This window comes from Streptomyces sp. NPDC058697 (assembly GCF_042715345.1).
Lineage (GTDB): Bacteria > Actinomycetota > Actinomycetes > Streptomycetales > Streptomycetaceae > Streptomyces > Streptomyces liliifuscus.
Map to the genome: position 1 here is coordinate 1 of NZ_JBHXSU010000022.1, position 22387 is coordinate 22387.

20 protein-coding genes are annotated in these 22387 nt (G+C 70.1%); 11 read left to right on the forward strand and 9 right to left on the reverse strand.

Translation table 11 applies throughout. The features are described 5' to 3' along the window. The first annotated feature begins 290 nt into the window (after positions 1–290). From ACFWXQ_RS36010 to ACFWXQ_RS36020, 3 genes are all read left to right on the forward strand, one after another. The gene (locus ACFWXQ_RS36010) at positions 291–3467 is read left to right on the forward strand and encodes a sacsin N-terminal ATP-binding-like domain-containing protein (RefSeq protein WP_383956286.1); all 3177 of its coding nucleotides are present in this window, start codon (positions 291–293) and stop codon (positions 3465–3467) included. Between the two features lie 179 nt (positions 3468–3646). Beyond that, complete coding sequence (locus tag ACFWXQ_RS36015; RefSeq protein ID WP_383956283.1) at positions 3647–4426, forward strand: calcium-binding protein; 780 nt, start codon at positions 3647–3649, stop codon at positions 4424–4426. Positions 4427–4613: 187 nt separating this feature from the next. Beyond that, entirely contained in the window at positions 4614–5543 is a 930-nt protein-coding gene (locus tag ACFWXQ_RS36020) for a hypothetical protein (protein WP_383956280.1), read from the forward strand. 341 nt (positions 5544–5884) lie between these two features. Here ACFWXQ_RS36020 and ACFWXQ_RS36025 read toward each other — a convergent pair whose 3' ends face one another. Next, positions 5885–8293, reverse strand: a complete 2409-nt coding sequence (locus tag ACFWXQ_RS36025) for an HAD-IC family P-type ATPase (protein ID WP_383937423.1) — start codon at positions 8291–8293, stop codon at positions 5885–5887. Positions 8294–8465: 172 nt separating this feature from the next. Further along, positions 8466–8747 carry a DUF2530 domain-containing protein gene (locus tag ACFWXQ_RS36030; RefSeq protein ID WP_383937424.1) on the reverse strand — a complete coding sequence of 94 codons (282 nt, stop codon included), beginning with the start codon at positions 8745–8747 and terminating at the stop codon, positions 8466–8468. Between the two features lie 187 nt (positions 8748–8934). Between ACFWXQ_RS36030 and ACFWXQ_RS36035 the strand changes: the two genes are divergently transcribed. Continuing rightward, positions 8935–10386: an NCS2 family permease gene (locus ACFWXQ_RS36035; protein ID WP_383937426.1), complete on the forward strand. Its 1452-nt coding sequence runs from the start codon at positions 8935–8937 to the stop codon at positions 10384–10386. Positions 10387–10440: 54 nt separating this feature from the next. On the opposite strand, the gene ACFWXQ_RS36040 is transcribed toward ACFWXQ_RS36035, so the two are convergent. After that, positions 10441–10623, reverse strand: coding sequence for a hypothetical protein (locus ACFWXQ_RS36040; protein WP_055616674.1), 183 nt, complete (start codon positions 10621–10623; stop codon positions 10441–10443). Positions 10624–10778: 155 nt separating this feature from the next. Here ACFWXQ_RS36040 and ACFWXQ_RS36045 point away from each other — a divergent pair, with 155 nt between their 5' ends. Continuing rightward, a complete protein-coding gene (locus ACFWXQ_RS36045; protein WP_143639706.1) occupies positions 10779–11216 on the forward strand; it encodes a MarR family winged helix-turn-helix transcriptional regulator in 438 nt (145 codons plus the stop codon). 60 nt (positions 11217–11276) lie between these two features. Beyond that, complete coding sequence (locus ACFWXQ_RS36050; protein WP_383937428.1) at positions 11277–12626, forward strand: MFS transporter; 1350 nt, start codon at positions 11277–11279, stop codon at positions 12624–12626. A gap of 32 nt (positions 12627–12658) precedes the next feature. On the opposite strand, the gene ACFWXQ_RS36055 is transcribed toward ACFWXQ_RS36050, so the two are convergent. After that, positions 12659–13246 (reverse strand): Uma2 family endonuclease, encoded by a 588-nt coding sequence (locus tag ACFWXQ_RS36055; protein WP_383937430.1) that lies wholly within the window; start codon positions 13244–13246, stop codon positions 12659–12661. A gap of 115 nt (positions 13247–13361) precedes the next feature. Between ACFWXQ_RS36055 and thpR the strand changes: the two genes are divergently transcribed. Next, positions 13362–13934: an RNA 2',3'-cyclic phosphodiesterase gene (gene thpR / locus ACFWXQ_RS36060; RefSeq protein ID WP_383937432.1), complete on the forward strand. Its 573-nt coding sequence runs from the start codon at positions 13362–13364 to the stop codon at positions 13932–13934. A gap of 219 nt (positions 13935–14153) precedes the next feature. On the opposite strand, the gene ACFWXQ_RS36065 is transcribed toward thpR, so the two are convergent. The 3 genes from ACFWXQ_RS36065 to ACFWXQ_RS36075 form a co-directional block, all read right to left on the reverse strand. Then, a complete protein-coding gene (locus ACFWXQ_RS36065; RefSeq protein WP_383937434.1) occupies positions 14154–15146 on the reverse strand; it encodes an aldo/keto reductase in 993 nt (330 codons plus the stop codon). A 131-nt stretch (positions 15147–15277) separates the two neighbouring features. After that, positions 15278–16978, reverse strand: a complete 1701-nt coding sequence (locus ACFWXQ_RS36070) for a methyltransferase (RefSeq protein ID WP_383937436.1) — start codon at positions 16976–16978, stop codon at positions 15278–15280. Between the two features lie 128 nt (positions 16979–17106). Further along, a complete protein-coding gene (locus tag ACFWXQ_RS36075; protein WP_383937530.1) occupies positions 17107–18270 on the reverse strand; it encodes a 4-hydroxybenzoate 3-monooxygenase in 1164 nt (387 codons plus the stop codon). A 238-nt stretch (positions 18271–18508) separates the two neighbouring features. Between ACFWXQ_RS36075 and ACFWXQ_RS36080 the strand changes: the two genes are divergently transcribed. Together ACFWXQ_RS36080 and ACFWXQ_RS36085 are read left to right on the forward strand one after the other, a co-directional pair. Next, positions 18509–18655 (forward strand): hypothetical protein, encoded by a 147-nt coding sequence (locus ACFWXQ_RS36080; RefSeq protein ID WP_383937438.1) that lies wholly within the window; start codon positions 18509–18511, stop codon positions 18653–18655. Between the two features lie 38 nt (positions 18656–18693). Continuing rightward, positions 18694–19332, forward strand: coding sequence for an SMI1/KNR4 family protein (locus tag ACFWXQ_RS36085; protein ID WP_383937440.1), 639 nt, complete (start codon positions 18694–18696; stop codon positions 19330–19332). A 271-nt stretch (positions 19333–19603) separates the two neighbouring features. On the opposite strand, the gene ACFWXQ_RS36090 is transcribed toward ACFWXQ_RS36085, so the two are convergent. Together ACFWXQ_RS36090 and ACFWXQ_RS36095 are read right to left on the reverse strand one after the other, a co-directional pair. Next, positions 19604–19888 (reverse strand): DUF397 domain-containing protein, encoded by a 285-nt coding sequence (locus ACFWXQ_RS36090; RefSeq protein ID WP_383937442.1) that lies wholly within the window; start codon positions 19886–19888, stop codon positions 19604–19606. Further along, positions 19885–20694, reverse strand: a complete 810-nt coding sequence (locus ACFWXQ_RS36095) for a Scr1 family TA system antitoxin-like transcriptional regulator (RefSeq protein ID WP_383937444.1) — start codon at positions 20692–20694, stop codon at positions 19885–19887. The genes ACFWXQ_RS36090 and ACFWXQ_RS36095 overlap by 4 nt, the downstream gene beginning before the upstream one ends. 83 nt (positions 20695–20777) lie before the next feature. Here ACFWXQ_RS36095 and ACFWXQ_RS36100 point away from each other — a divergent pair, with 83 nt between their 5' ends. Continuing rightward, entirely contained in the window at positions 20778–21197 is a 420-nt protein-coding gene (locus tag ACFWXQ_RS36100; RefSeq protein ID WP_383937445.1) for a hypothetical protein, read from the forward strand. A 106-nt stretch (positions 21198–21303) separates the two neighbouring features. Next, positions 21304–22341, forward strand: coding sequence for a hypothetical protein (locus ACFWXQ_RS36105; protein WP_383937447.1), 1038 nt, complete (start codon positions 21304–21306; stop codon positions 22339–22341). Positions 22342–22387: the final 46 nt, after the last annotated feature.

Below are 22387 nucleotides of genomic sequence, written 5' to 3' on the forward strand. Positions count from 1 at the left end.
GCTGGTCGCGCAGTTCCCCGCGCCCCCAAAGACAAAAAGCCAGGGGCGCAGCCCCGCTTTTTAGGGGCGCGGGGAACTGCGCGAGCAACCCCCACCGCCCCGCGGTGAACCCCCGACATCAGCCACCCACTCACCCAGGGGCGCGGGGAACTGCGCGCTCAGCCACAGGCAACCCGCACCCAACTACCCACCCCACCCGCCGAGCCCCCTGCATAGGGACCCGCACGGTACCTTCGTGCCGCGACCGAGCCACCGCGTGCGGCCGTACAACGTGAGAGGGAGAGTGAACCGTGAGCAAGTTCGTGCGGCCGGCTGCAGAGGGCGCGGACCCGTTCGGGACGGCGCGGCTCCGGCGCGGCGTGCTGGACGCCTGGGCGACGAGCCCGGCCCGGTTCCGCGAGGACGCCAACGCCGAGGAGGACCTGGTCCTCGGCGGCTACCGGGACCGGCTGGTGGTCGAGCTCGCTCAGAACGCCGCCGACGCCGCCGCCCGCGCCGGCGTACCGGGCAGGCTCAGGCTCACCCTCCGCGACGGAGTCCTCGTCGCCGCCAACACCGGCGCCCCGCTGGACGCGACGGGCGTCGAGTCCCTCTCCACGCTGCGCGCCTCCGCCAAGCGCGACGACAACGACAGCGCGGTCGGCCGCTTCGGCGTCGGCTTCGCGGCCGTGCTCGCCGTGACCGACGAACCCGCCCTCGTGGGACGGCACGGAGGCGTCCGCTGGTCTCTCGTCGAGGCCCGCGAACTCGCCACCGACATCGCCCGCCACAGCCCCGGGCTCGGCGACGAACTGCGGCGCCGCGACGGTCATGTGCCGCTGCTCCGGCTGCCGTTCGCGGCCGAGGGCACCGCCCCGGACTCGTACGACAGCGTCGTGATCCTGCCGCTGCGGGACGCGGCGGCCGAGGATCTCGCCGAGCGGCTCCTCGGGGGCGTCGACGACGCGCTGCTGCTGGCCCTGCCCGGACTGACGGAAGTCGTCGTCGAGGCCGGGGACGGGAGCGTACGGACCATCCGGCGACGCGTCGACGCGGACGCCCAGGGCGATGTGATCGTCGAGGACTCCCGCGACGGCACGACCCGCTGGCGTACCGTCTCCGCGCACGGCGCCCTGGAGCCCGCGCTGCTCGCCGACCGGCCCGTCGAGGAGCGGCTGCGCCCCCACTGGTCGGTCACCTGGGCCGTGCCGGTCGACGCCGACGGGACCCCGGCCAGGCCCCGCACCAGCCCCGTCGTGCACGCGCCGACGCCCAGCGACGAACCCCTCGGCGTGCCCGCGCTGCTCATCGCCTCCCTCCCGCTCGACACCACCCGCCGGCACGCCGCCCCCGGCCCGCTCACCGACTTCCTGATGCAGCGCGCGGCGGACGCGTACGCCGAACTGCTGGCCGACTGGCGGCCGGTGACCACCGGGATCATCGGCCTCGTACCGGGCTCGCTCGGCAAGGGCGAGCTCGACGGGACGCTGCGTCAGGCGATCCTCGACCGGCTGCCGCGTACCGCCTTCCTGCCGCCCGCCGTCGATCCGACCGCGGTCGGGCCGACCGGCGACGAGGATGGCGACGAGGACGGAGACTCCGGTCTTCCGGAGTCCCTGCGGCCCCGTGACGCCGAAGTGGTGGAGGGGGCCGGCGCCGAGACCGTGCAGGTCCTCGCCGAGGTGCTGCCCAGCCTGCTGCCCGCCGGGCTCGAACGGCGGGCGGAGCTGCGGACGTTGGGCGTCGCCCGCGTGCCGCTGACCGAGGCGATCGACCGGCTGGCCGGACTGGAGAAGGACCCGGGGTGGTGGCGGCGGTTCTACGACAGCCTCGCCGGCGTCGACCCGGACCGGCTCACGGGGCTTCCCGTGCCGCTCGCGGACGGGCGGACGACGATCGGGCCCCGGCAGGTCCTGCTGCCCGCCGCCGACGGTGAGCGGGCCGCCCCGGAAGCCCTGGTGCGCCTCGCCCGCCTCGGTCTCAAGGTCGCCCACCCGGACGCCGCCCATCCGCTCCTGGAGAAGCTGGGCGCCCTGCCCGCCACCCCGCGTGCCGTCCTCACCACCCCGCAGGTCCGCGCGGCCGTCGCCGCCTCCCTCGACGACGACGGCGGTGCCTGGGACGAGGACGCCCCGGACGCCGAGGAACTGGCCGACACCGTCCTCGCGCTCGTCCGCGACGCCCGCCTCGAACCCGGCGACGAACCCTGGCTCGGCGCCCTCGCCCTCCCCGACGAGGAGGGCGAACTCGCCCCGGCCGGTGAACTCGTCCTCCCTGGCAGCCCGTTCGCCCAGGTGATGCGCGAGGACGAACTCGCCTCCGTGGACGCCGAGTTGGCCGACCGCTGGGGCGAACAGCCGCTCGCCGCCTGCGGGGTGCTGGCCAACTTCACCCTCGTACGCGCCACGGACGTCGTTCTCGACCCCGACGAACTGGAGCCGCGGGAAGGGGAGTTCGCCGAGCCCGACGACGCGGGGCTCCTCGACGCCGTGGACGTGTGGTGCGAGGACGTGCTGGACCGGCTGCCCGACTCGCCGGTGCCGCCCGTCGCCACGGAGCTCGTCGCCGTACGGGATCTCGACCTGGTCGACGAGGACCGCTGGCCCGAGGCCCTCGCCCTGCTCTCCCGGCCGCCGCTGCGGGACGCCCTCACCCAGCCGGTCCGCATCCTGCTGCCCGACGGGACGCACGAGATCGTCCGCCCGTACACCGCCTGGTGGCTGCGCGGGAACCCGGTCCTCGACGGCCGCCGCCCGGCCGGCCTGCGAGCCGAGGGCGGCGACCCGCTCCTGCACGGCCTGTACGACGCCGCCGACGCCACCGGCTTCAACGACGAGCAGGTCCTGCGGGCCCTCGGCGTCCGCACCTCCGTCGCCGCCCTCCTCGCCGAACCGGGCGGCGCCGCCGAACTCCTGGACCGCCTCGCCGACCCCGACCGAGAGGTCACGGCAGCCCAACTGCACGCCCTCTACAGCGCGTTGGCGGACCTCGACCCCGAACAGGTCACCCTGCCGGACGAGTTGCGGGCCGTGGTGGACGGCCGGGTGACGGTCGTGGACGCGGCCGACGCCGTGGTCGTCGACTCGCCCGACCTGCTGCCCTTCACCGCCGGCACCCCGCTGCTCCCCGTGAGCCCGTCCCGCGCCGCCGACCTCGCCGAGCTGTTCCAGGTCCGGCGGCTGAGCGAGTCCGTGACCGGCGAGGTCACCAGCGAGGGCGTGGAACACGACGTCCCGGAGTCCGTACGGGTCCTGCTGGGCCCCTCGACCCCCACGACGTACGTCGAGCACGAGGAACTCTTCGTCGACGAGACCGAACTCGACTGGCGCCGCACCCGCGACGGCGTGCTGCACGCCGCCACCGTGGAGGGCGTCGCGGCCGGCCTCGCCTGGGCGGCCGGCCAGTGGCCCCGCCGCTTCGAGGTCGGCGCCCTCCTGGAGGACCCGTCCAGGACGGAGGAACTCGCGCGGGACCGCTGGTTCGACTGAGGGGACCCGGGGCCGGTCATGTGACCTGGGCAACATAGGCACCAGAAGTTCACAACCCGTACAACCATTCGTTCCCTTCGTGGATCTGATCACCGCGAGCCCTCGGGCTCCGCAGTCTCAATGACCGGACCTCGCGTGACATGGCTTCGCCGCGGGGTCCCTCTCCACGTGGGGAACGCATGCGCATACGTGCCACCCTGGGCGTCGTCACCGGCGCCCTGGCCCTGTCCGTCCTCGCCGTACCGGCCGCCCAGGCCGACACCTTCGCGGGCGACACCAAGATCTCGAACGTCGTGGTCAACGGCGGTAAGGACGTCGTCGGCGGCGCGACCGGGAAGAAGACCATCACGGTCACCTTCACCGCCACGGACGACTCGGGCATCGACTGGGCCCAGGCGATCCTGTACCACGGCGCGGACATCGAGTCGTCCGACAGCGGTGCCGTCGCCAACAGCAGCGACCTGCGGGCCACCTGCACCGAGGTCGACGCCACGACCTCGACCTGCAAGTCGAGCTTCACCCTCGAGTCCGGCGCCAACCTGATCAACTCGGTGGCCGGCGGCTGGAAGGTCTGGGCGCTCGCCGCGGGCGTCGACGCCGACTACGTCAAGAAGGAAAACGCCAAGGGGTTCAGCGTCAAGCGAGCCTCCAAGCTGACCGTCAACGCCTCCCCTGAGCCTGTGAAGAAGGGCAAGACCATCACGGTCAAGGGCAACCTGACCCGTGCCAACTGGGACACGGGCAAGTACGCGGGCTACACCTCCCAGTCGGTGAAGCTCCAGTTCAAGAAGAAGGGCACGACGACCTACAAGGACGTCAAGTCGGTCAGGTCCGGTTCGGCCGGCGCCCTGAAGACCACGGTCACGGCCTCGGTCGACGGCTACTACCGCTACAACTTCGCGGGTACGACGACCACTCCGGCGGTCGCGGCCGCGGGTGACTTCATCGACGTGCAGTAGGCCCCTCGGGTGTGACGGGGTGAGTGGTGAAGATGACCTTGGTCACGTGTACGCAAAAGATTCACCTCGCGTACAACCATTCACCCCCGTCACGCATCTGATCACTCGGGTCAACAGACTCTTGATCACTTCGGCCCCGACGTGAAGACGAATGCCGTCCGGGGCCCTTTCTCCATCAGGGGAACGCATGCGCATACGTGCCACCGTGGCCGCCGTCACCGGCGCCCTGGCTCTCTCCGCCTTCGCCGTTCCGGCCGCGCAGGCCGACGACTCCGCCATCTCGCGCGCGGACGTCGCGAAGGTGCTCGACTCCGCCCACGCCGCCTCCGGCAAGAGCGGCGCCCGTATCGCCGCCGCCGAGGCCGACGCGCCCTACGCTCTCGACGCGAGCTTCTCGAACGTCAAGATCAACGGCGGCAAGGCGATCGTCGCCGGCACCAGCAAGCACGTCACCGTCCCGGCGACGTTCACGCTGACACACGCCGCCGACGTCGACATCGCCGCGGCCGACTTCGTCGTCGACCTGGAGATCTACCGCGGTTCCTACGAGTCGCCGGACAACTACCTGTTCGGTGACCTGTACCCGACCTGCACGCCGGTCTCCGCCACCGTCGCGTCCTGCAAGGGCACCATCGACGTCCGTCCGGGCGACGAAGAACTGCGCAACTCCGACGCCGGTACGTGGAACGCCAACGCGTACGCCATCGCCCTCAACGGCCAGGACCCGGCCGCCGAGGACTTCGACGTCACCAAGGTCGGTTACGCCGAGGCCACCAAGGCCGGTACGACCAAGGTCCAGCGGTTCTCCAAGCTGACGGTCAACGCCTCGCCGGAGCCGGTGAAGAAGGGCAAGACCATCACGGTCAAGGGGAACCTGACCCGTGCCAACTGGGAGACCAACAAGTACGCGGGCTACACCTCCCAGTCGGTGAAGCTCCAGTTCAAGAAGAAGGGCACGTCCACGTACGTGGATGTCAAGACGGTCAAGTCCGGGTCGGCCGGTGCGCTGAAGACCACGGTCAAGGCTGCCGCCGACGGGTACTTCCGCTACAGCTTCGCGGGCACGACGACCACTCCGGCCGTCAAGGCCGCGGGCGACTTCATCGACGTGAAGTAACCCTCCCTCACCTGCCACCACTGGCCCCACGCCCCGACAGGTGTGGGGCCAGTGGTGTGGAGGGGGCTGGCGGGGGTGCGTGTTGTGGGTGCGGGCGAGTGGGGGCTGGCCGCGCAGTTCCCCGCGCCCCTGAGGTGGGTGGGGGTTGACGTGCTGGGTTCACCGCGGGCCGGTGGGGGTTGCTCGCGCAGTTCCCCGCGCCCCTTAAAGGCAAGGGCTACCGCCCCTAAAGACGAAAGAGCGGGGGCGTAGCCCCTGCCTTTCGTCTTTAGGGGCGCGGGGAACTGCGCGACCAGCCCCCACTCACCCGCACCCGACACACCACACCGACCACCCACCCCCTACGCAGGAACGTGGCGGTCGACCCACTTCCATACGAACTCCAGCGCGGCCGAGGCCACCACCGCGATGCCGACGGCAGTCCACGGCATGGTCGTTCCGACCAGCTTGAGCGCGAAGAACTCCTGGAGCCACGGCACCACCAGTACCACCACGAACCCCAGCCCCATCGCGGCAACGAGCCCCACCCGCCACCACGTATACGGCCGCGCGATGATCGCAAGGACCCACATCGCGATCAGGAACAACGTCAGCGTCGCCGCACTCGTCTCCGCGTCCAACGCCCCTTCCCCCGTGTAGTGGTGACGAGCGATCAGATACGTGGCGAACGTGGCGACCGCCGCGACGACCCCGCCAGGAATCGAGTACCGCATCACCCGCCGCACGAAGTGCGGCCGAGCCCGCTCCTTGTTGGGCGCCAGGGCCAGGAAGAACGCCGGCACACCGATGGTCAGCGTCGACAACAGGGTCAAGTGCCGCGGCAGGAACGGGTACTCCACCTGAGAGCACACCACCATCACCGCGAGCAGCACCGAATAGACCGTCTTGACGAGGAACAGCGTTGCCACCCGCGTGATGTTCCCGATCACCCGCCGCCCCTCGGCGACAACGGACGGCAACGTCGCGAAGCTGTTGTTCAGCAGCACGATCTGGGCGACGGCCCGGGTGGCCTCCGACCCGGACCCCATCGCGACCCCGATGTCGGCGTCCTTCAGGGCGAGTACGTCATTGACGCCGTCACCGGTCATCGCGACCGTGTGGCCGTGCGACTGGAGGGCGCCCACCATGTCCCGCTTCTGCTGCGGAGTGACGCGCCCGAACACCGTCCCCTCGTCCAGCGCCCTGGCCATCTCCTCCCTCTCGGCGGGCAGCCGCCGCGCGTCGACCGTGGCGGAGGCCCCGGGCAGCCCGAGCTTGGCGGCGACCGCGCCGACCGACACCGCGTTGTCGCCGGAGATCACCTTGGCCCGTACGTCCTGCTCCTCGAAGTACCGCAGGGTGTCCGCCGCGTCGGGCCGCAGCCGCTGCTCCAGGACGACGAGCGCGGTCGGCCGGGCGCCCTCCTGGACCAGCGGATCGTCCAGGTCCTTGTCGGCGCGGGCCAGCAGCAGCACCCGCAGCCCCTGCTCGTTGAGGTGCTCGGTCTCGGCGAGCGCCGGGTCCTCCGACGGCAGCAGCACGTCCGGGGCACCCAGCAGCCACGTACTCGACCCGCCGTCGCCCTCGCTGAAGGACGCCCCGCTGTACTTGCGCGCGGAGGAGAAGGGCAGTGCCTCGACACAGCGCCAGCCCTCGCCGTCCGGGTAGGCGTCGATGATCGCCTGGAGCGAGGCGTTCGGCCGCGGGTCCGACTCGCCGAGGGCGCCCAGCACCTTCCGTACGTACGACTCGTCGCTGTCGCCCAGTGGCCGCAACTCCGTGACGTCCATGCCGCCCTCGGTGAGCGTGCCCGTCTTGTCGAGGCAGACCGTGTCGACGCGGGCGAGGCCCTCGATGGCCGGAAGTTCCTGGACGAGGCACTGTTTCCGGCCAAGCCGGATGACCCCGATCGCGAAGGCGACGGAGGTGAGGAGGACCAGCCCCTCCGGAACCATGGGCACGATGCCGCCTACGGCACGGGCGATGGAGTCCTTGAAGTCGTCGTTCTTGACGACGAGCTGGGTGATGGCCAGGCCGATCGCGGCCGGGATCATCATCCACGTCACGTACTTGAGGATCGTGGAGATACCGGTCCGCAGCTCGGAGTGGACGAGCGTGAAGCGGCTCGCCTCCTCGGCGAGCTGTGCCGCGTACGCCTCGCGCCCCACCTTCGTCGCGGTGAACGCGCCGCCGCCCGCCACCACGAAGCTGCCCGACATCACCTGGTCGCCGGGCTGTTTGACGACCGGGTCCGCCTCACCGGTGAGCAGCGACTCGTCGATCTCCAGACTGTCGGCCTCGACGCACTCGCCGTCGACGACGATCTTGTCGCCCGGCCCGATCTCGATCAGATCCCCGAGCACGATCGCGGAGGTCGTGACCTCGGCGGCGACCCCGTCCCTGCGGACGGTCGGCCGCGCCTCGCCGATCACCGCCAGCGAGTCCAGGGTCTTCTTCGCGCGCAGCTCCTGGATGATGCCGATGCCGGTGTTCGCGAGGATCACATAGCCGAACAGGCTGTCCTGGAACGGCGCGACGAACATCATGATCACCCAGAGCACGCCGATGATCGCGTTGAACCGGGTGAACACGTTCGCGCGGACGATGTCGACCGTGGAGCGACTGCTGCGCACGGGTACGTCGTTGACCTCGCCCCGCGCCACCCGCTCGGCGACCTCGGCCGCGGTGAGGCCCACCGCCCTCGGCGCGGGGGCGGGTATGGGGTGTGGATGCACAGGGTCGAGTTCGGCGCCCGCGTCGATGTGCGTCATGCATCCGACGGTACGGGGGGATATACGGCTTCACCCGCCGAGTGCGGCAAAGATCCGACCTGGGGAGGAGCCGGAATGGTTCCGTGGTTGTATGCGCCCGCGCGGTGGGGTTGTTCGTCCGCGGGTCGGTGGGGGCTGGTCGCGCAGTTCCCCGCGCCCCTGGGCACGCGCCCTACGGGGCGTCCGGAGCCGGCTCCTGTGCCGCCTCGTCCCTCTTCAGTGCCGCTTCACGGCCCCGTACGTACCAGATGCCGATCAGGCCGAGGCCCGCGCCGGCCAGGCAGGTCCAGAGCCACCACAGGTGTCCGTGGTCGTCGAACCAGTTGTAGAAGGGGAGCTGTGCCAGGAAGAGGACGAACCAGAGGATCGTGCCACCCGTGATGGTGGCGACCACGGGACCCTCCAGGGGCTCCGGCGCCTCGTGTTTCGGGGATCCCGAAAAAAACCCAGCCATGGGGGACAGCTTACGAGGTGATCAGGACCATGCGTGGGCGGTCATGTCTACGCGCGGAGATAGCGTTCTCCATGACGTATGTTCATACTGAAACTGTTTGTTTCTGGCTAGTTCCGTTCGTATGAAACTCCAAATCACGAAACGCCACCTGGGCATCGGGGATGTCCGCCGGCGATGAGGTCCCCGCATGCCCACCTCGGCCCCCGCCAAGGCCTCCGCGCCCAAGCAGCCGGACCCCCGGTCCGGCTCCGGCGCGCTCGACCGCTACTTCCGGATCTCGGAGCGCGGCAGCACGCTGTCACGTGAGATCCGCGGCGGTTTCGCCACCTTCTTCGCGATGGCCTACATCATCGTGCTGAACCCGATCATCCTGGGCAGCGCGAAGGACATGTACGGACACCAGCTGGACAACGGCCAGCTGGTCACCGCGACCGCGCTGACCGCGGCGTTCACCACGCTCCTGATGGGCGTCATCGGCAACGTACCGATCGCGCTCGCCGCCGGTCTCGGCGTGAACACCGTCGTCGCGCTCCAGCTGGCGCCCCGGATGTCCTGGCCGGACGCCATGGGCATGGTCGTGCTCGCGGGGTTCGTGGTGATGCTGCTGGTCGCCACCGGTCTGCGTGAGCGCGTGATGAACGCCGTGCCGCTCGGACTGCGCAAGGGCATCGCGATCGGCATCGGCCTCTTCATCATGCTGATCGGACTCGTCGACTCGGGCTTCGTCTCGCGCATCCCGGACGCCGCCCAGACCACCGTGCCGCTGCAGCTCGGCGGGACCGGTCACCTCGACGGCTGGCCCGTGCTCGTCTTCGTCCTCGGCACCCTCCTCACGCTCGCGCTCATCGTGCGCAAGGTGCCGGGCGCGATCCTGATCTCGATCGTCGCCATGACCGTCGTCGCGCTCGTCATCAACGCCGTCGCCACCGTGCCCTCCTGGGGTCTGACCACCCCGACGTGGCCCGGCAGCCCGGTCGCGAGCCCCGACTTCGGGCTCGTCGGGCAGGTCAGCCTCTTCGGCGGCTTCGGCAAGGTCGGCGTACTGACCGGTGTGCTGTTCGTCTTCACCGTGCTGCTGTCGTGCTTCTTCGACGCGATGGGCACGATCATGGGCATCGGCGACGAGGCGAAGCTGACCGACAAGGACGGCAACATGCCGGGCATCAACAAGGTGCTCTTCGTCGACGGCATCGCGGTCGCAGCCGGTGGCGCCACCTCGTCCTCCGCCACCACCTGCTTCGTGGAGTCCACGGCGGGCGTCGGCGAGGGGGCGCGCACCGGTTTCGCGAACATCGTCACCGGCGCGCTCTTCGGTGCCGCGCTCTTCCTGACCCCCGTCGCCGCGATGGTCCCGTCCCAGGCCGCCACGCCCGCGCTGCTCGCGGTCGGCTTCCTGATCCTGTCCGGCTCGATCCGCCAGATCGACTGGAGCGACCACACCATCGCGATCCCGGCGTTCGTGACGATGCTGATGATGCCGTTCACGTACTCGATCACGAACGGCATCGGCATGGGCTTCATCGCGTTCGTCGTGCTGCGGCTGGCGGCCGGGCGCGGGCGGGACGTACCGGTCGCTATGTACGTGGTGTCGGCGGTGTTCGTCTTCTACTACCTGATGCCGGCGCTGGGCCTGACCTGAGCCCGGATCCACCGTGGGCTCACGTGACCCCGCAGAGCGTCCGGGCTCCCGGGCTCACGTGACCCCGTAGAACTTTTCCGTCTCCTCGACCGCGGTCTGGAACCGCTCGTCGAAGTCGTCGCGAACGAGCGTCCGGACCACATAGTCCTGGACGCTCATTCCCCGTTTGGCCGCATGGTGCCGGAGCCGATCGAGCAGCTCCCCGTCTATCCGCAGGCTGAGCACACTGGTCCCCATGCGGTCGAGGGTTGCCGTATCCGGCCGCCTGTCGGGTCACTTTCCGGAGCGGTCTCACTCGTATGAGTGATGAAATGCGTCAGTGGCCCGATTCACGGGCGTCAGGCGTGCACTCGGGTGGTCTTTAGCGAGAGTAATGAGTTACTCTAAGGAACATGCCTGACCTCACCCATGGCGACGATGTTGCCGCCGTGAACTCCCTGCGATCCGCCGTGATGCGCCTGTCACGTCGACTCAAGCACCAGCGGGTCGACGAGTCGCTGAGCCCGACCGAGATGTCGGTGCTCGGCACCCTCGCCCGCTGCGGCACGGCCACCCCGGGCGAGCTCGCCCGCAAGGAGCATGTGCAGCCGCCCTCGATGACCCGCATCGTGGCGCTCCTCGAAGCCAAGGGGCTGGTCAAGCTGGAGCCGCACCCCGAGGACCGGCGCCAGAAGGTCGTCACGCAGACCGAGCGGGCCGAGGCCATGCTCGACGAGAGCCGCCGCAAGCGGAACGCGTGGCTGGCCGGACTGGTCGAGGGCCTCGACGAGGACGACTGGGCGAAGCTCCGCGAGGCCGCCCCCGTCCTGGAGAAGCTCGCGCATCTGTAACCGCGCGCGTCCCCACGCCGCGCGCACCGAACCCACCCCCGTCCAAGGAGGCGAACGCCGTTGAGTACGGGACCCGGAGCAGACTCCGCCCCCGCACCTGCCGCCCACAACTCCCCGTCCGCTCCCAAGCCCCGCTCCTCGATGTTCAGCTCGCTGAAGGTCAGGAACTACCGGCTGTTCTTCACCGGCCAGGTCGTCTCCAACACCGGCACCTGGATGCAGCGAATCGCCCAGGACTGGCTGGTGCTGAGCCTCACCGGCTCCTCCGCCGCCGTCGGTATCACCACGGCCCTGCAGTTCCTGCCGATGCTGCTCTTCGGTCTCTACGGCGGTGTCCTCGTGGACCGCCTCCCCAAGCGCCCCACGCTGCTGGCCACCCAGAGCGCCATGGGTCTCACCGGCCTCGCGCTCGCCTTCCTCACCCTCTCGGGCCACGTCCAGGTCTGGCACGTCTACGTCGCCGCCTTCGCCGTCGGCCTCGCCACGGTGATCGACAACCCGGCCCGGCAGTCCTTCGTCTCCGAGATGGTCGGCCCCGAGCAACTGCAGAACGCGGTCAGCCTCAACTCCGCCAACTTCCAGTCCGCCCGCCTCGTCGGCCCCGCCGTCGCGGGCCTGCTCATCACGAGCGTGGGCACGGGCTGGGCGTTCCTGCTCAACGGCCTGTCGTTCATCGCGCCCCTCACCGGTCTGCTCCTGATGCGCTCCCGCGAGCTGAACCAGGTCGAGCGCACCCCGCGCGGCAAGGGCCAGCTCCGCGAGGGCCTGCGCTATGTCGCGGGCCGCCCCGACCTGATGTGGCCGATCATCCTCGTCGGCTTCATCGGCACCTTCGGCTTCAACTTCCCGGTCTGGCTCTCGGCCTACGCGGACGACGTCTTCCACGCCGGCGCCGGCGCGTACAGCCTCTTCAACACGCTGATGGCCGTGGGGTCGCTCGCGGGCGCGCTCCTCGCCGCCCGGCGTGGCACGGCCCGGGCGCGCGTACTGGTCGCGGCCGCCGTCGCCTTCGGTGTCCTGGAGATCGTGGCCGCCCTGGCCCCGTCCTACTGGTTGTTCGCCCTGCTCATGGTCCCGATCGGGATCGCCGGCCTGACCGTCAACGTCACGGCGAACACCGCGGTCCAGATGGGCACCGACCCGGCCATGCGCGGCCGCGTCATGGCCCTGTTCATGATGGTCTTCATGGGCGGTACGCCGCTGGGGGCGCCCGTCGTCGGCTGGATCACGGACGCCTACGGCCCCCGGGTCGGCTTCGCCGTCGGTGGAGTCATCTCGGCCCTGGCCGCAGTCACCGTCGGCCTGGCCCTGGCCCGCGTGGGCGGCCTGCGCCTGTCGGTGGGCTGGCACCGCGGCCATCCGCAGGTCCGCTTCGTCCCGAGGGAACGGGCGCTGGCTACTGCCGCGTAGGCCTTCGCGCAGAGCCGGATCCTCGGCTCGGCTCAGTCGCGGGGGAACTCGTCGGTCTTGAGGACGAGATCGACGGGGGTCCCGGTCAGGTCGACCTCGTCGCCGAAGCCGAAGCTGACCTCGCAGTGGTATTCGCCGCCCTTCGGCTGCGTGTGCAGGTGCCAGCGGCCGGTGTACGGGTTCACGATCAGGTACGCCGGCACCTCGGCGGCGGCGTATGCGGCCTTCTTTGGCTCGTAGTCCTTCCAGGCGGTGCCCTTGGAGATCACCTCCGCGACGAACTCGACGTCCTGATACCGCAAGCGGTCCTCGTCATCCGGCTCGAAGCCCTCCGCGAGGGCCGCCACGTCGGCCGCGAACCCGTTGAGGTGCCCGGGGAAGTCGATGCGGACGTCGGACATCAGGCGCTGCATCGAGTACCGGGCACACAGCTGGTCGAGAATGTTCGCGATGATCTGCCAGTGCGTGTGGCTCTGCGGCGCCATGAAGATGTTTCCCCCGACGATCTCAACCTTGGTTCCCTCGGGGACGGGCATCTTCTCCAGCCACTCGAACATCGCGTCGAGCGTGAGTTCGCCGCCGATCTCGGCCATCTCGATCCCGTCTTCAAGGACGGCCATCGTGGCGCTCCTCCCCGGCTGCGACTCGTTCGAGCCCAGCCGCGCAGTACAACGATACGCACGGTGACCAGGACACGCTCGGACTCGACAGCACCCGGCGGGGAGACTGGCGCCCATGAGACTCTTCGCCGCCGTGCTGCCCCCGGAGAACGTGACCGCAGAACTCGCGTTGGTGGTCGACGAGTTGAGACAGTTGCCCGGGGCCGGCCACGGGCTGCGCTGGACGGGGCGGCCCGGCTGGCACTTCACGCTCGCGTTCTACGGAGAGGTCGACGAGGAGCTCGTACCGGATCTGTCGGTCCGGCTGGAGCGGTCGGCGCGGCGGACCGATCCCTTCCCCCTGTCCCTGCGGGGCGGCGGCCGTTTCGGGGGCCGCGCGTTGTGGGCGGGCGCCGCGGGCGACGTACGTACGTTGCGGCTGCTCGCCGAGCGGGCGGGGGCGGCGGGGCGCAAGGCCGGGGTGGAGCGGGAGGAGCACCGGCGGTACCGGCCGCATCTCACGCTGGCGCGGAGCCGGGAGGAGACGGACTTCGGTCCGTACGTTTCCTTGTTGGGCGGGTTCGAGGGGCGCGGCTGGACGGTTGCCGAGCTGTGCCTGATGCGGAGTCGGCTGCCTGCCTCGGGGGTGGCGGGGGAGCAGCCGCGGTATGAGGTGTACGGGCGGTGGGCCCTCGGTGCGGGGGCGTAAGGGTGGCCGGTTACGCTCGATGGTGTGGACCCGAAGACGCGTAACCGGATCATGGCCGGTGTTCTTGTGCTGATGTTCGTTGTGGTGGCGATGGCGGCGGCGGTCGGTAGGTAGCCGTCCGCCACCGCCGTTGTGCCCCAGCGGGTTGTGCGGCTGCGGACCGTCGTGGCTGGTCGCGCAGTTCCCCGCGCCCCTGAAGGGGCGCCCTCTCACGTGCTGCTACCAGGCGAAGGCCTCCGGGGACGGGCCCGGGCCCGGGAAGATTTCGTCGAGGCCGGTCAGTAGGTCCTCGGTCAGTTCCAGTTCGACGGCCCTCAGGGCGGAGTCCAGTTGCTCGGCCGTGCGCGGGCCGACGATCGGGCCCGTGACGCCGGTGCGGGTGAGGAGCCAGGCCAGGGCGGCCTCGCCGGGCTCGACGCCGTGCTTGTCGAGCAGGTCCTCGTACGACTGGATCTGCGCGCGGATGGCGGTGTTGGCGAGGGAGTCGGCGGCCCGGCCGCTCGCCCGGCGCCCGCCCTCGACCTCCTTCCTGATGACACCGCCGAGCAGACCGCCGTGCAGCGGGGACCAGGGGATGACACCGAGCCCGTACTCCTGCGCGGCCGGGATGACCTCCATCTCGGCGCGGCGCTCGGCGAGGTTGTAGAGGCACTGCTCGCTGACGAGCCCGATGGTGCCGCCGCGCTTGGCCGCGATCTCGTTGGCCTGGGCGATCTTGTAGCCGGGGAAGTTGGAGGACCCGACGTACAGGATCTTGCCCTGCTGTACGAGCACGTCGATGGCCTGCCAGATCTCCTCGAAGGGAGTGCTGCGGTCGACGTGATGGAACTGGTAGACATCGATGTAGTCGGTCTGGAGCCGCTTCAGGCTCGCGTCGACCGCGCGGCGGATGTTGAGCGCGGAGAGCTTGTCGTGGTTGGGCCAGGCGTCGCCGTCGGCGGCCATGTTCCCGTACACCTTGGTGGCGAGCACGACCTTGTCGCGCCGCTCGCCGCCCTTGGCGAACCAGTTGCCGATGATCTCTTCGGTACGGCCCTTGTTCTCGCCCCAGCCGTACACGTTGGCGGTGTCGAAGTAGTTGATGCCCGCGTCCAGCGCCGCGTCCATGATCGCGTGGCTGTCGGCCTCGTCGGTCTGCGGACCGAAGTTCATGGTCCCGAGCACGAGTCGGCTGACCTTGAGTCCTGTGCGTCCCAGCTGCGTGTACTTCATGGCTCATAGCCAACGTCGTGGAGTGCGCTCTAGGCAACACCACTCCTGGGACACGCCCGGCCGATCTCGCGCAGACGCGGGGCGGGCGGGCGGGCGCCCGCCCGCCCCGCGTGCGAAGAGCAGCTCGGCTCCTAGACCTTGGATCCGGTGTCCGCCGGGCCGGTCCTGCGGACGTGCAGCACGCTGCCGTCCAGGGGCAGCGGTGTCCGGTCCACCAGGGTGAGGCCCGCGTCGGCGAACAGCCGGGCGTAGTGGTCGGCGCGCCGTTCGCGGCCGCCGACGTTGCACATCATGTGCAGGTCCCAGGCCGTGGCCAGCGAGGCCGAGCCGTCGGCGGGCAGGACGCGTTCGACGACGAGCAGATGGGCGCTCTCGGACATCGCGCGGGCGCAGTGGCGCAGGATCTCGATGCAGCGGTCGTCGTCCCAGTCGTGCAGGACGCGCGACAGGACGTACACGTCGCCGCCCGCGGGCACGTCCGCGAAGTCGCCCGCCCGGAAGGTGCACCGCTCCGCCTGGCCGGCCGCGCCGAGGAGGCGGCGGGCGGCCTCGACGGTGTGCGGGCGTTCGAGGAGGACGCCGTGCAGGCGGGGGTGTGCGGAAAGGATTCGGCCGAGCAGTTCCCCGTTGCCACCCGCGATGTCGACCACGGTGGCCCCTTCGGCGGCCGCGGTGAGGGCCGGGTGGGCGGGCAGCGGGTCGAACATCCGTGAACCGGCGGCCATCGACCGGTCGAAGAGTTCGGCGAGTTCGGGATCGCGGGCGAAGTGGTCGAAGTGGTTCTCGCCGAAGCGCTGCTCGAAGGCGACCTGTCCGGTGCGCACGGTGTGGTCGAGCCCGGCGAAGGACTCGTAGAACGGTCCCCCGTACATCAGCGCCAGCGCCCGCATCGACCCTTCGGCGTCCGCGCGCAGCAGGGTGCCGGTGTCCGTGAGCCGGAAACCGTCGCGGTCCTCGCTCACCACGCCGAGCATGCCGAGGTACCGCAGCAGGGTGGTCAGGTTCGGCGCCAGGGCACCGACGTCCCGCGCCAGTTCGGGCACGCCGACGCTCCGCTCCTCGTCCATCGCGTCGGCCACATCGAGGCGTGCGAACGCGGCCAGGGCCTGTGTCGTCCACGCCCCGGTCAGCAGGCGCAGCAGGGTCTCGGCGGGCCGGCGCCTGCGGTGCTCGTCGAGGTGGGCGGCGAGGACGTCACGGTGGTCGCCTGGGACGTACAGCTCCACGCGCCGGTAGCCGGCCTTGGCCTCGGCGGGCGCGGTGAAGTAGAACACCGTGCCGTTCTCGTGCGGGTTGTAGCCGCCGCCGTCCGGGCCGGCGCCGTACCGTCCGAAGGCCGCGCACAGGCCGCGCAGCACCAACGGGTCCGGCGTCTCGACCTCGAAGGCGACATGCGCCTCGTGCTGCCGCTCCCGCTCGTGCGCGGCGACCGCGTCGAGGTCCGACCCCGGGGGCACGGTCAGCGCGAACACCTCGACCCAGCGCCGCGCCCCGTCCAGGCACCCCACCGCGGGGCGCAGAATGCCGACGTCGAGCTCCGCCGCACTGCGTTTGTGCCGTACGGCGAGACGCTCGCGCACGATGACACTCGGCCGCGGCGGCGCGTCCGCGACGAGCCCGCAGTCGGCGAGTGTGGCGCTCAGCGCCGCCTCGTCGGGCGGGAAGACGAGCAGCGCCGCGTGCGAGAAGCCGCAGCGCTCCGCCACGGCCCGCAGCTCCGGGCCGTCGAGCCCGGGAAGCAGGAGCCGGAGCAGGGTGGAGGTGTCCTGTTCCTTGACGAAGTCGACCGTCGCGCGCAGGCGGGACGTATCGCCCGACAATGTCGTGATCATTGCGGGGGGATCCTCATTCCGGGGTTCGGATGTACGCGTACGGACGTACGCGGGTGCGGAGTTGGGAAGCGGTGACGGGACAGGGGGAAGCAGCAACCGGTATGGGGAAGCCGCTACGGGATATGGGGCTATACGCCGACGTAGTGCTCGGCGAACCAGTCCTGGTGGCTGCGTGAGGTGCGCAGCGAGGTGAGGCGGGAGCGGCGCAGGGAGTTGTGGAACAGCGACTCGCCGTCCGCGCCGGACGGGCCGTGCAGCAGCCCGATCATCCAGTGCGAGAACTCCTGCGCACGCCAGATGTGCGTCAGACACCGCGCCGAGTAGGCGTCGAGGCCCTTGGAGTCCCCGACGATGAGGTCGTCGATGAGGGCGCGGCCCAGGACATCCGCTTCCAGGACCGCGAGATTGGCGCCCTTCGCGGCGGACGGGCTGATCAGACCGGCGGCGTCGCCGACGAGGAACAGGGCGCCGTGGCGCAGGGGTTCGAGCACGTCGGACTCCAGGTCGACGACGGAACGCTGCACGAGGCGCCCGCGGTGCAGCGGACCGTAGTCCCGCGCCCGCATCCGCAGCTCCAGCTCGTCCCAGATCCGCTCCTCGGACCAGGCGTCGGCTGGGGTGCCGCGCTCGCACTGCAGGTAGTAGCGGGTGACCTCGCTGGTGCGGGCCATGTGTCCGGCGAACCCGCGCTCGTGCACCGCGTATCCGACGGCGTCCAGGCTGGGCGGGGCCTCGGCGAGCAGGCCGAGCCAGCTGACGCCGTGGTCGCGGTGGTGGCGGACCGTGCCGGCCGGCAGTGAACGCCGGGCCGCGCCGTGCCGCCCGTCGCAGCCGGCCACGTACCGCGCCCGCCACCGGCCGGGCCGCCCGTCGGCCTCACGCACGACGACTTCCGGCCGCTCGCTGTCGGCGTCGCGCACGGCCACGGCCTCGGTGCCGAACCGGATCTGTCCGCCGCGTTCCAGGAACCGCGTCAACAGGTCGGTCACCAGCTCCTGTTGGGGGTAGACGGTGTGCCGCTCCCGCTGCCCGAGGCCGCTGTAGTCCAGCCGGAACCGGCCGTCCTCGGTACGGAACTCGCAGGTGCTGTGGAGCTGCCCGCGCCGCTGCAGCCCCTCGGCGAGACCGTGCGATTCCAGGAGCCGCACGGTGTTGGCGGCCAGGAACCCGGCACGTGCCCGCGTCTGCACATGCGTGCGCTCCGCCCGCTCAAGTACGACGCAGTCGATCCCCCGGTCCACCAGGATGTTGCCGAGCACGAGCCCGGCCGGCCCGGCCCCGAGGACGACCACATCGGTCGCGTGTTCGGCCGGTCGCAGCCGACTCTTCCCGTCTGTCACGGAACCAGATATTAAGTAGCCTAAAACCGGTTGTCCCACCGAAATCACCTGAATGCCTGGCTTGACCGCCAAGATCGCCACGACGGGTGGGTGGGGGGGTGTATTGACGCGCTGTGCTGTTCGCACGGCTTCGGTGGCGCCGCCGAAATGCGTACGCCGTTCGAGGAATCCGGCGCTACGGTGTCGGCCCATGAGAACCCCCGCCGCGGATCCGTCACTCCGGCGCGACCGCCGGTTCGTGCTGCTGGAGCTGCTGTTGCCGCAGGTCCGCTCACTGCGTGCAGGGGTGAGTTCGCTTGGGCGGCGGGGGCTCCACGGGGTTCGCGAGATCGGGTAGACCGTGTTCCGCTCGGTGCCTGTCGTTAGTCTTTCGCCGTGGGCAACATACGAGGCCACAGTGATGGGCCCTCCTTTGCGTGGCGGGATCTGCTGCAACGCTGGAGTGACGAGTGGCTCGACCCCGTGCTGCATGAGCAGGAGCGAGCCGAGCCGTTCCCCGCTGAGGTTCGCAAGGCCCGCTGGCTGGGTTCGGGCGGGGCCACCGGCGAGGAGGTCGACGCGCTTGAGGACCGCCTGGGCGCCACGCTACCGACGAGCTACCGGCAGTTCCTGCTGACGAGCAACGGCTGGCTCAGCACAACCACTGGCATCGACCAGATCCTGCAGGTCCATGAGGTGGGATGGGCGCAGGACCTGGATCCCGAGTTCGTCGCCGGCTGGACCGACGGATACGGATACGACGCTGGCGGCCATCGGATCGGCGACGAGGAGTACTTCGTCTACGGCGATGCCCAGGACCCGGCCTGGATCCGTCCCGAGTACCTGCCGCACCTCCTGAAGATCAGTCACACGCCGGACGCCACCGACGTCTACCTCCTCAATCCCCGCGTGGTCACACCCGACGGTGAGTGGGAGGCCTGGTACCTCGCACATTGGCTGCCCGGCGCGGTCCGCTACCGGTCCTTCTGGGACCTGATGAACGGCGAGTACCGGAGCTTCCGCGGCGAACGGTGACCCGGAGCGATTGTCGGATCGCTCCGCTACGGTGCGGGCGTCTCCGGAGAATCACGGCGACACGGGGCCGGGGCCGGGGGCATCGGCCTCGCCTCCGCATCGGGAGGCACCCAGCGTGGCGTCGGAGGGGTGAGTTCGCTTGGGCGGGGGGTTCTCCACGGGGCCAGTGAGATCGGGTAGACCGCCCTCCGCCAGCCAGTTCAAGAACGATGCCCGCTTGCGCTGCCTGCTCGCGGCGTCGGGCGGGGCGAAGGTCTGGGCGACCGGGTCATCACGAGTCAAGGTTGAGTCCGCCGTGCTCGGTGGCGTGCGGGAGGAAGGCGGACCAGGCGGTGGGGGTGACCTTGAGGGTGGGAGCGGTGGGGGTTTTGGAGTCGCGGATGTGGATGGTGGTGGGGACGGCGAGGGCGGGGGAGGTCTGGGCTATGGCTATCTCTACGCATTCGCCGCCCTGGCCGCTGCTGTAGCTGCTCTTGGTCCACTGCAGGGCTAGCTCGACACATTCGCCCTCGCTGCCGCTGTAGCTGCTCTTGAACCAGTGGAGGTCTGTGCTCATAGCTCCCGCGCCACCTCTTCGATCAGCTTCGCGGACTCCTCGGGAGTGAGGGCCTGTGCCCGCAGAATGCCATATTTGCCTAACAGGTCTCCCAGGTCGGGTTGTTCGCTCACGAAGTAGCCGCCCCGGTGTCCTTCGAGGTAGGCGAGCTGGTGACGCTCCGTTGTCTCCAACAGGATCATGGGGCCGTTCAGTCCGGCATGTGTATGCCGACCGTGCGGCATGACCTGGACCTCGACATGGCGGAGTCGGCCGATGGCGAGCACGTGGTGCAGTTGCTCCTTGAGCGTCGTCGGGCCTCCCAACGGCCGTGTGAGCGTGCTCTGTTCGAGTACGTAGCTGACACTCGGCGAAGGCTTGCGCTCGAAGAGTTGCTGGCGCTCCAGTCGTGCTGTCACCCGCTTCTCGATCTCGTCGTCGTCCAGAGTCGGGTAGCGGTTGCAGGTGTAGACAGCTCGGGCGTACGCCTCGGTCTGGAGCGATCCCGGGATCAGATGGGTCTGGTACACGTGCAGCGCGGAGGCCTTCCTCTCCTCCGCCAAGTAGTCCTCGGTCCATGGCCGGAGTCCGCTGTCCCTGAACTCCTTCTCCGCCAACACCAGTAGTGCACCTTGTGCACCCAGGACCTGGTCCGCGGTCTCGACCAGCTTGCCCTTGGGCGGTCGCTCGCCACGCTCCACCATGGCTACCTGCGACTTGGAATACCCGACGTGACCGCCGAGCCCTTCCTGCGTCATCCCGGCCCGTTCGCGGTGGAACCGCAACAGCACACCGAAGGACTCCGACCCGCGTTCACTGGAGTGCACAACGACCTCCCCAAGTGCACAGAGGTGCACGGACCTTGCGTAACCCTGGTCACAGTATGTGACGGCCCGTAAGCATTTGCTCCATGAACCCGAAAACTTACCCCGGCACCGTCCACGCCTGGATCCCCGCCTCCGGACACGGCCTCCGTCACGCCGGAATCCACTTCGACGCCGTACGCATCGCGGGCGTACTCGCAGAGCAAGTGGCGTACGAACTCATGCAGTTCACGGACTTCCAGGCGGGCCCGATCGTCCGGGAGGCGACGGGGCACCGGTACATGTACTTCCTGTTGCCCCCGCAAACTGCCACGGGCTACCGCTGGCCTGCCGGGGTGCGCGCCCTGGGCCGGGACGCGCAGGGATGGGCGTACGTGGGGGTGCCCGCGTTGGGTGGGCTGACCTGGCCGTTGGAGTGGCGGTCGGAGCCGACGGACGAAGTGCCGTTCGTGGAGGCGGGGTTGCTGCATGAAGTGGTGGGCCGCTTGATCGGTGCTGTAGCGTGACCGCGACATCACACTCTGTGCTCACTCGTGCACGGAGCGGTCCCCGGAGGTGCTACCAACACCGCCCGAGGACCTTCACCACCAGTGGACGGGAACTCCACCAGAAATGCTTCGGCATGCTATCGCGCCGGTTCGGCGCTACACGAAGGCCTCGCACGACGTCGTACGGCACTCGCGGCTCAACAGTGACGCGAAGGTACTGCTGCTGTACGTACAGGGTCTCCCCGAGTCCGAGGCCACCGCCCCCAAGCCGCTCAGCGAACACGCGGCCAGGCTGGGCCTCAAGGGCCGGGCCTACCAGAAGGCCAAGCAACTCCTCGCCGACTGCGGTTACTTGCACGAGTGGCGCGAGCAGGGCGCGCGGGGCCGCTGGATCACGGAACAGCTCCTCACGAATGTCACCCTCACGCGTGACGAGGCGTCCCGGGCCCGAGAGGGGGAGGCGGATGCGGCCGAACCGAGTGAGCGTCCTCCGACGGTCGGCGGGCCGGGGGAGCGGACGGTCGGTGACTCTCCCCAGACAGAAGACTCGGGAGAGAAGAACCTTCCCCACCCACCACCCCAAGGCCGGGCCCCCGGAACCGATGCAGCGGCTGTCAGCGACGGACCCGAGCCCGGACCCGGAGCCGGCCCCGAACCCGAACCCGAACCCGGAACCGAGGAAGCACTCGGGTCCGCCCCCGCCGAACTCGTCGAGGCAGAAGGCGTGTTGCTGTCCCTCCGGCACGCGCACCCTCACCTGCTCCTCGGCGTACGCGAGGCCCGTAGCCTCGCCGACGCGGCGGCGGAGTGGCTGCGGCGGGGCGTCTCGGCGCCGGATCTCCGCCGTGCCCTGACGACCGGTCTTCCGGTGGACGGCATCCGCTCGGCGGTCGGGTTTCTGCGTCACCGGCTGATCCAGAAGCTTCCGGCGGCGAGGCGTCAGGTGACTCCCACCCCACCGCCCGAGCGGATCGAGGTCCCGGCCCGGCGGGGCCTGGTGACCTGCCCAGGCCCCGGCACCGAACACGTCTTCCGCCCCCGCAACGACGAAACCCACTGCCTCCGCTGCCGCACGGCCGCCGCCTTCGAGGCGACACTCCAACTCCAGCCGCTCTCGGAGCAGTGGCGGACGCGCGTACAGGAGTGTGCCGCCGGTGCGTAGCGCGTCCGGCGGCCGCACCGGGCCCGTGAGTTCGCGCACCGGGGGC

What these genes read in the sequence shown, in the direction of transcription:
- ACFWXQ_RS36080 (WP_383937438.1), top strand. Translation starts at nt 18,509, where the DNA reads ATGAGAACCCCCGCCGCGGATCCGTCACTCCGGCGCGACCGCCGGTTC.
- ACFWXQ_RS36070 (WP_383937436.1), bottom strand. Translation starts at nt 16,978, where the DNA reads ATGATCACGACATTGTCGGGCGATACGTCCCGCCTGCGCGCGACGGTC.
- ACFWXQ_RS36020 (WP_383956280.1), top strand. Translation starts at nt 4,614, where the DNA reads ATGCGCATACGTGCCACCGTGGCCGCCGTCACCGGCGCCCTGGCTCTC.
- ACFWXQ_RS36015 (WP_383956283.1), top strand. Translation starts at nt 3,647, where the DNA reads ATGCGCATACGTGCCACCCTGGGCGTCGTCACCGGCGCCCTGGCCCTG.
- ACFWXQ_RS36065 (WP_383937434.1), bottom strand. Translation starts at nt 15,146, where the DNA reads ATGAAGTACACGCAGCTGGGACGCACAGGACTCAAGGTCAGCCGACTC.
- ACFWXQ_RS36025 (WP_383937423.1), bottom strand. Translation starts at nt 8,293, where the DNA reads ATGACGCACATCGACGCGGGCGCCGAACTCGACCCTGTGCATCCACAC.
- ACFWXQ_RS36035 (WP_383937426.1), top strand. Translation starts at nt 8,935, where the DNA reads ATGCCCACCTCGGCCCCCGCCAAGGCCTCCGCGCCCAAGCAGCCGGAC.
- ACFWXQ_RS36100 (WP_383937445.1), top strand. Translation starts at nt 20,778, where the DNA reads ATGAACCCGAAAACTTACCCCGGCACCGTCCACGCCTGGATCCCCGCC.
- ACFWXQ_RS36055 (WP_383937430.1), bottom strand. Translation starts at nt 13,246, where the DNA reads ATGGCCGTCCTTGAAGACGGGATCGAGATGGCCGAGATCGGCGGCGAA.
- ACFWXQ_RS36045 (WP_143639706.1), top strand. Translation starts at nt 10,779, where the DNA reads ATGCCTGACCTCACCCATGGCGACGATGTTGCCGCCGTGAACTCCCTG.
- thpR (WP_383937432.1), top strand. Translation starts at nt 13,362, where the DNA reads ATGAGACTCTTCGCCGCCGTGCTGCCCCCGGAGAACGTGACCGCAGAA.
- ACFWXQ_RS36090 (WP_383937442.1), bottom strand. Translation starts at nt 19,888, where the DNA reads ATGAGCACAGACCTCCACTGGTTCAAGAGCAGCTACAGCGGCAGCGAG.
- ACFWXQ_RS36105 (WP_383937447.1), top strand. Translation starts at nt 21,304, where the DNA reads ATGCTTCGGCATGCTATCGCGCCGGTTCGGCGCTACACGAAGGCCTCG.
- ACFWXQ_RS36040 (WP_055616674.1), bottom strand. Translation starts at nt 10,623, where the DNA reads ATGGGGACCAGTGTGCTCAGCCTGCGGATAGACGGGGAGCTGCTCGAT.
- ACFWXQ_RS36030 (WP_383937424.1), bottom strand. Translation starts at nt 8,747, where the DNA reads ATGGCTGGGTTTTTTTCGGGATCCCCGAAACACGAGGCGCCGGAGCCC.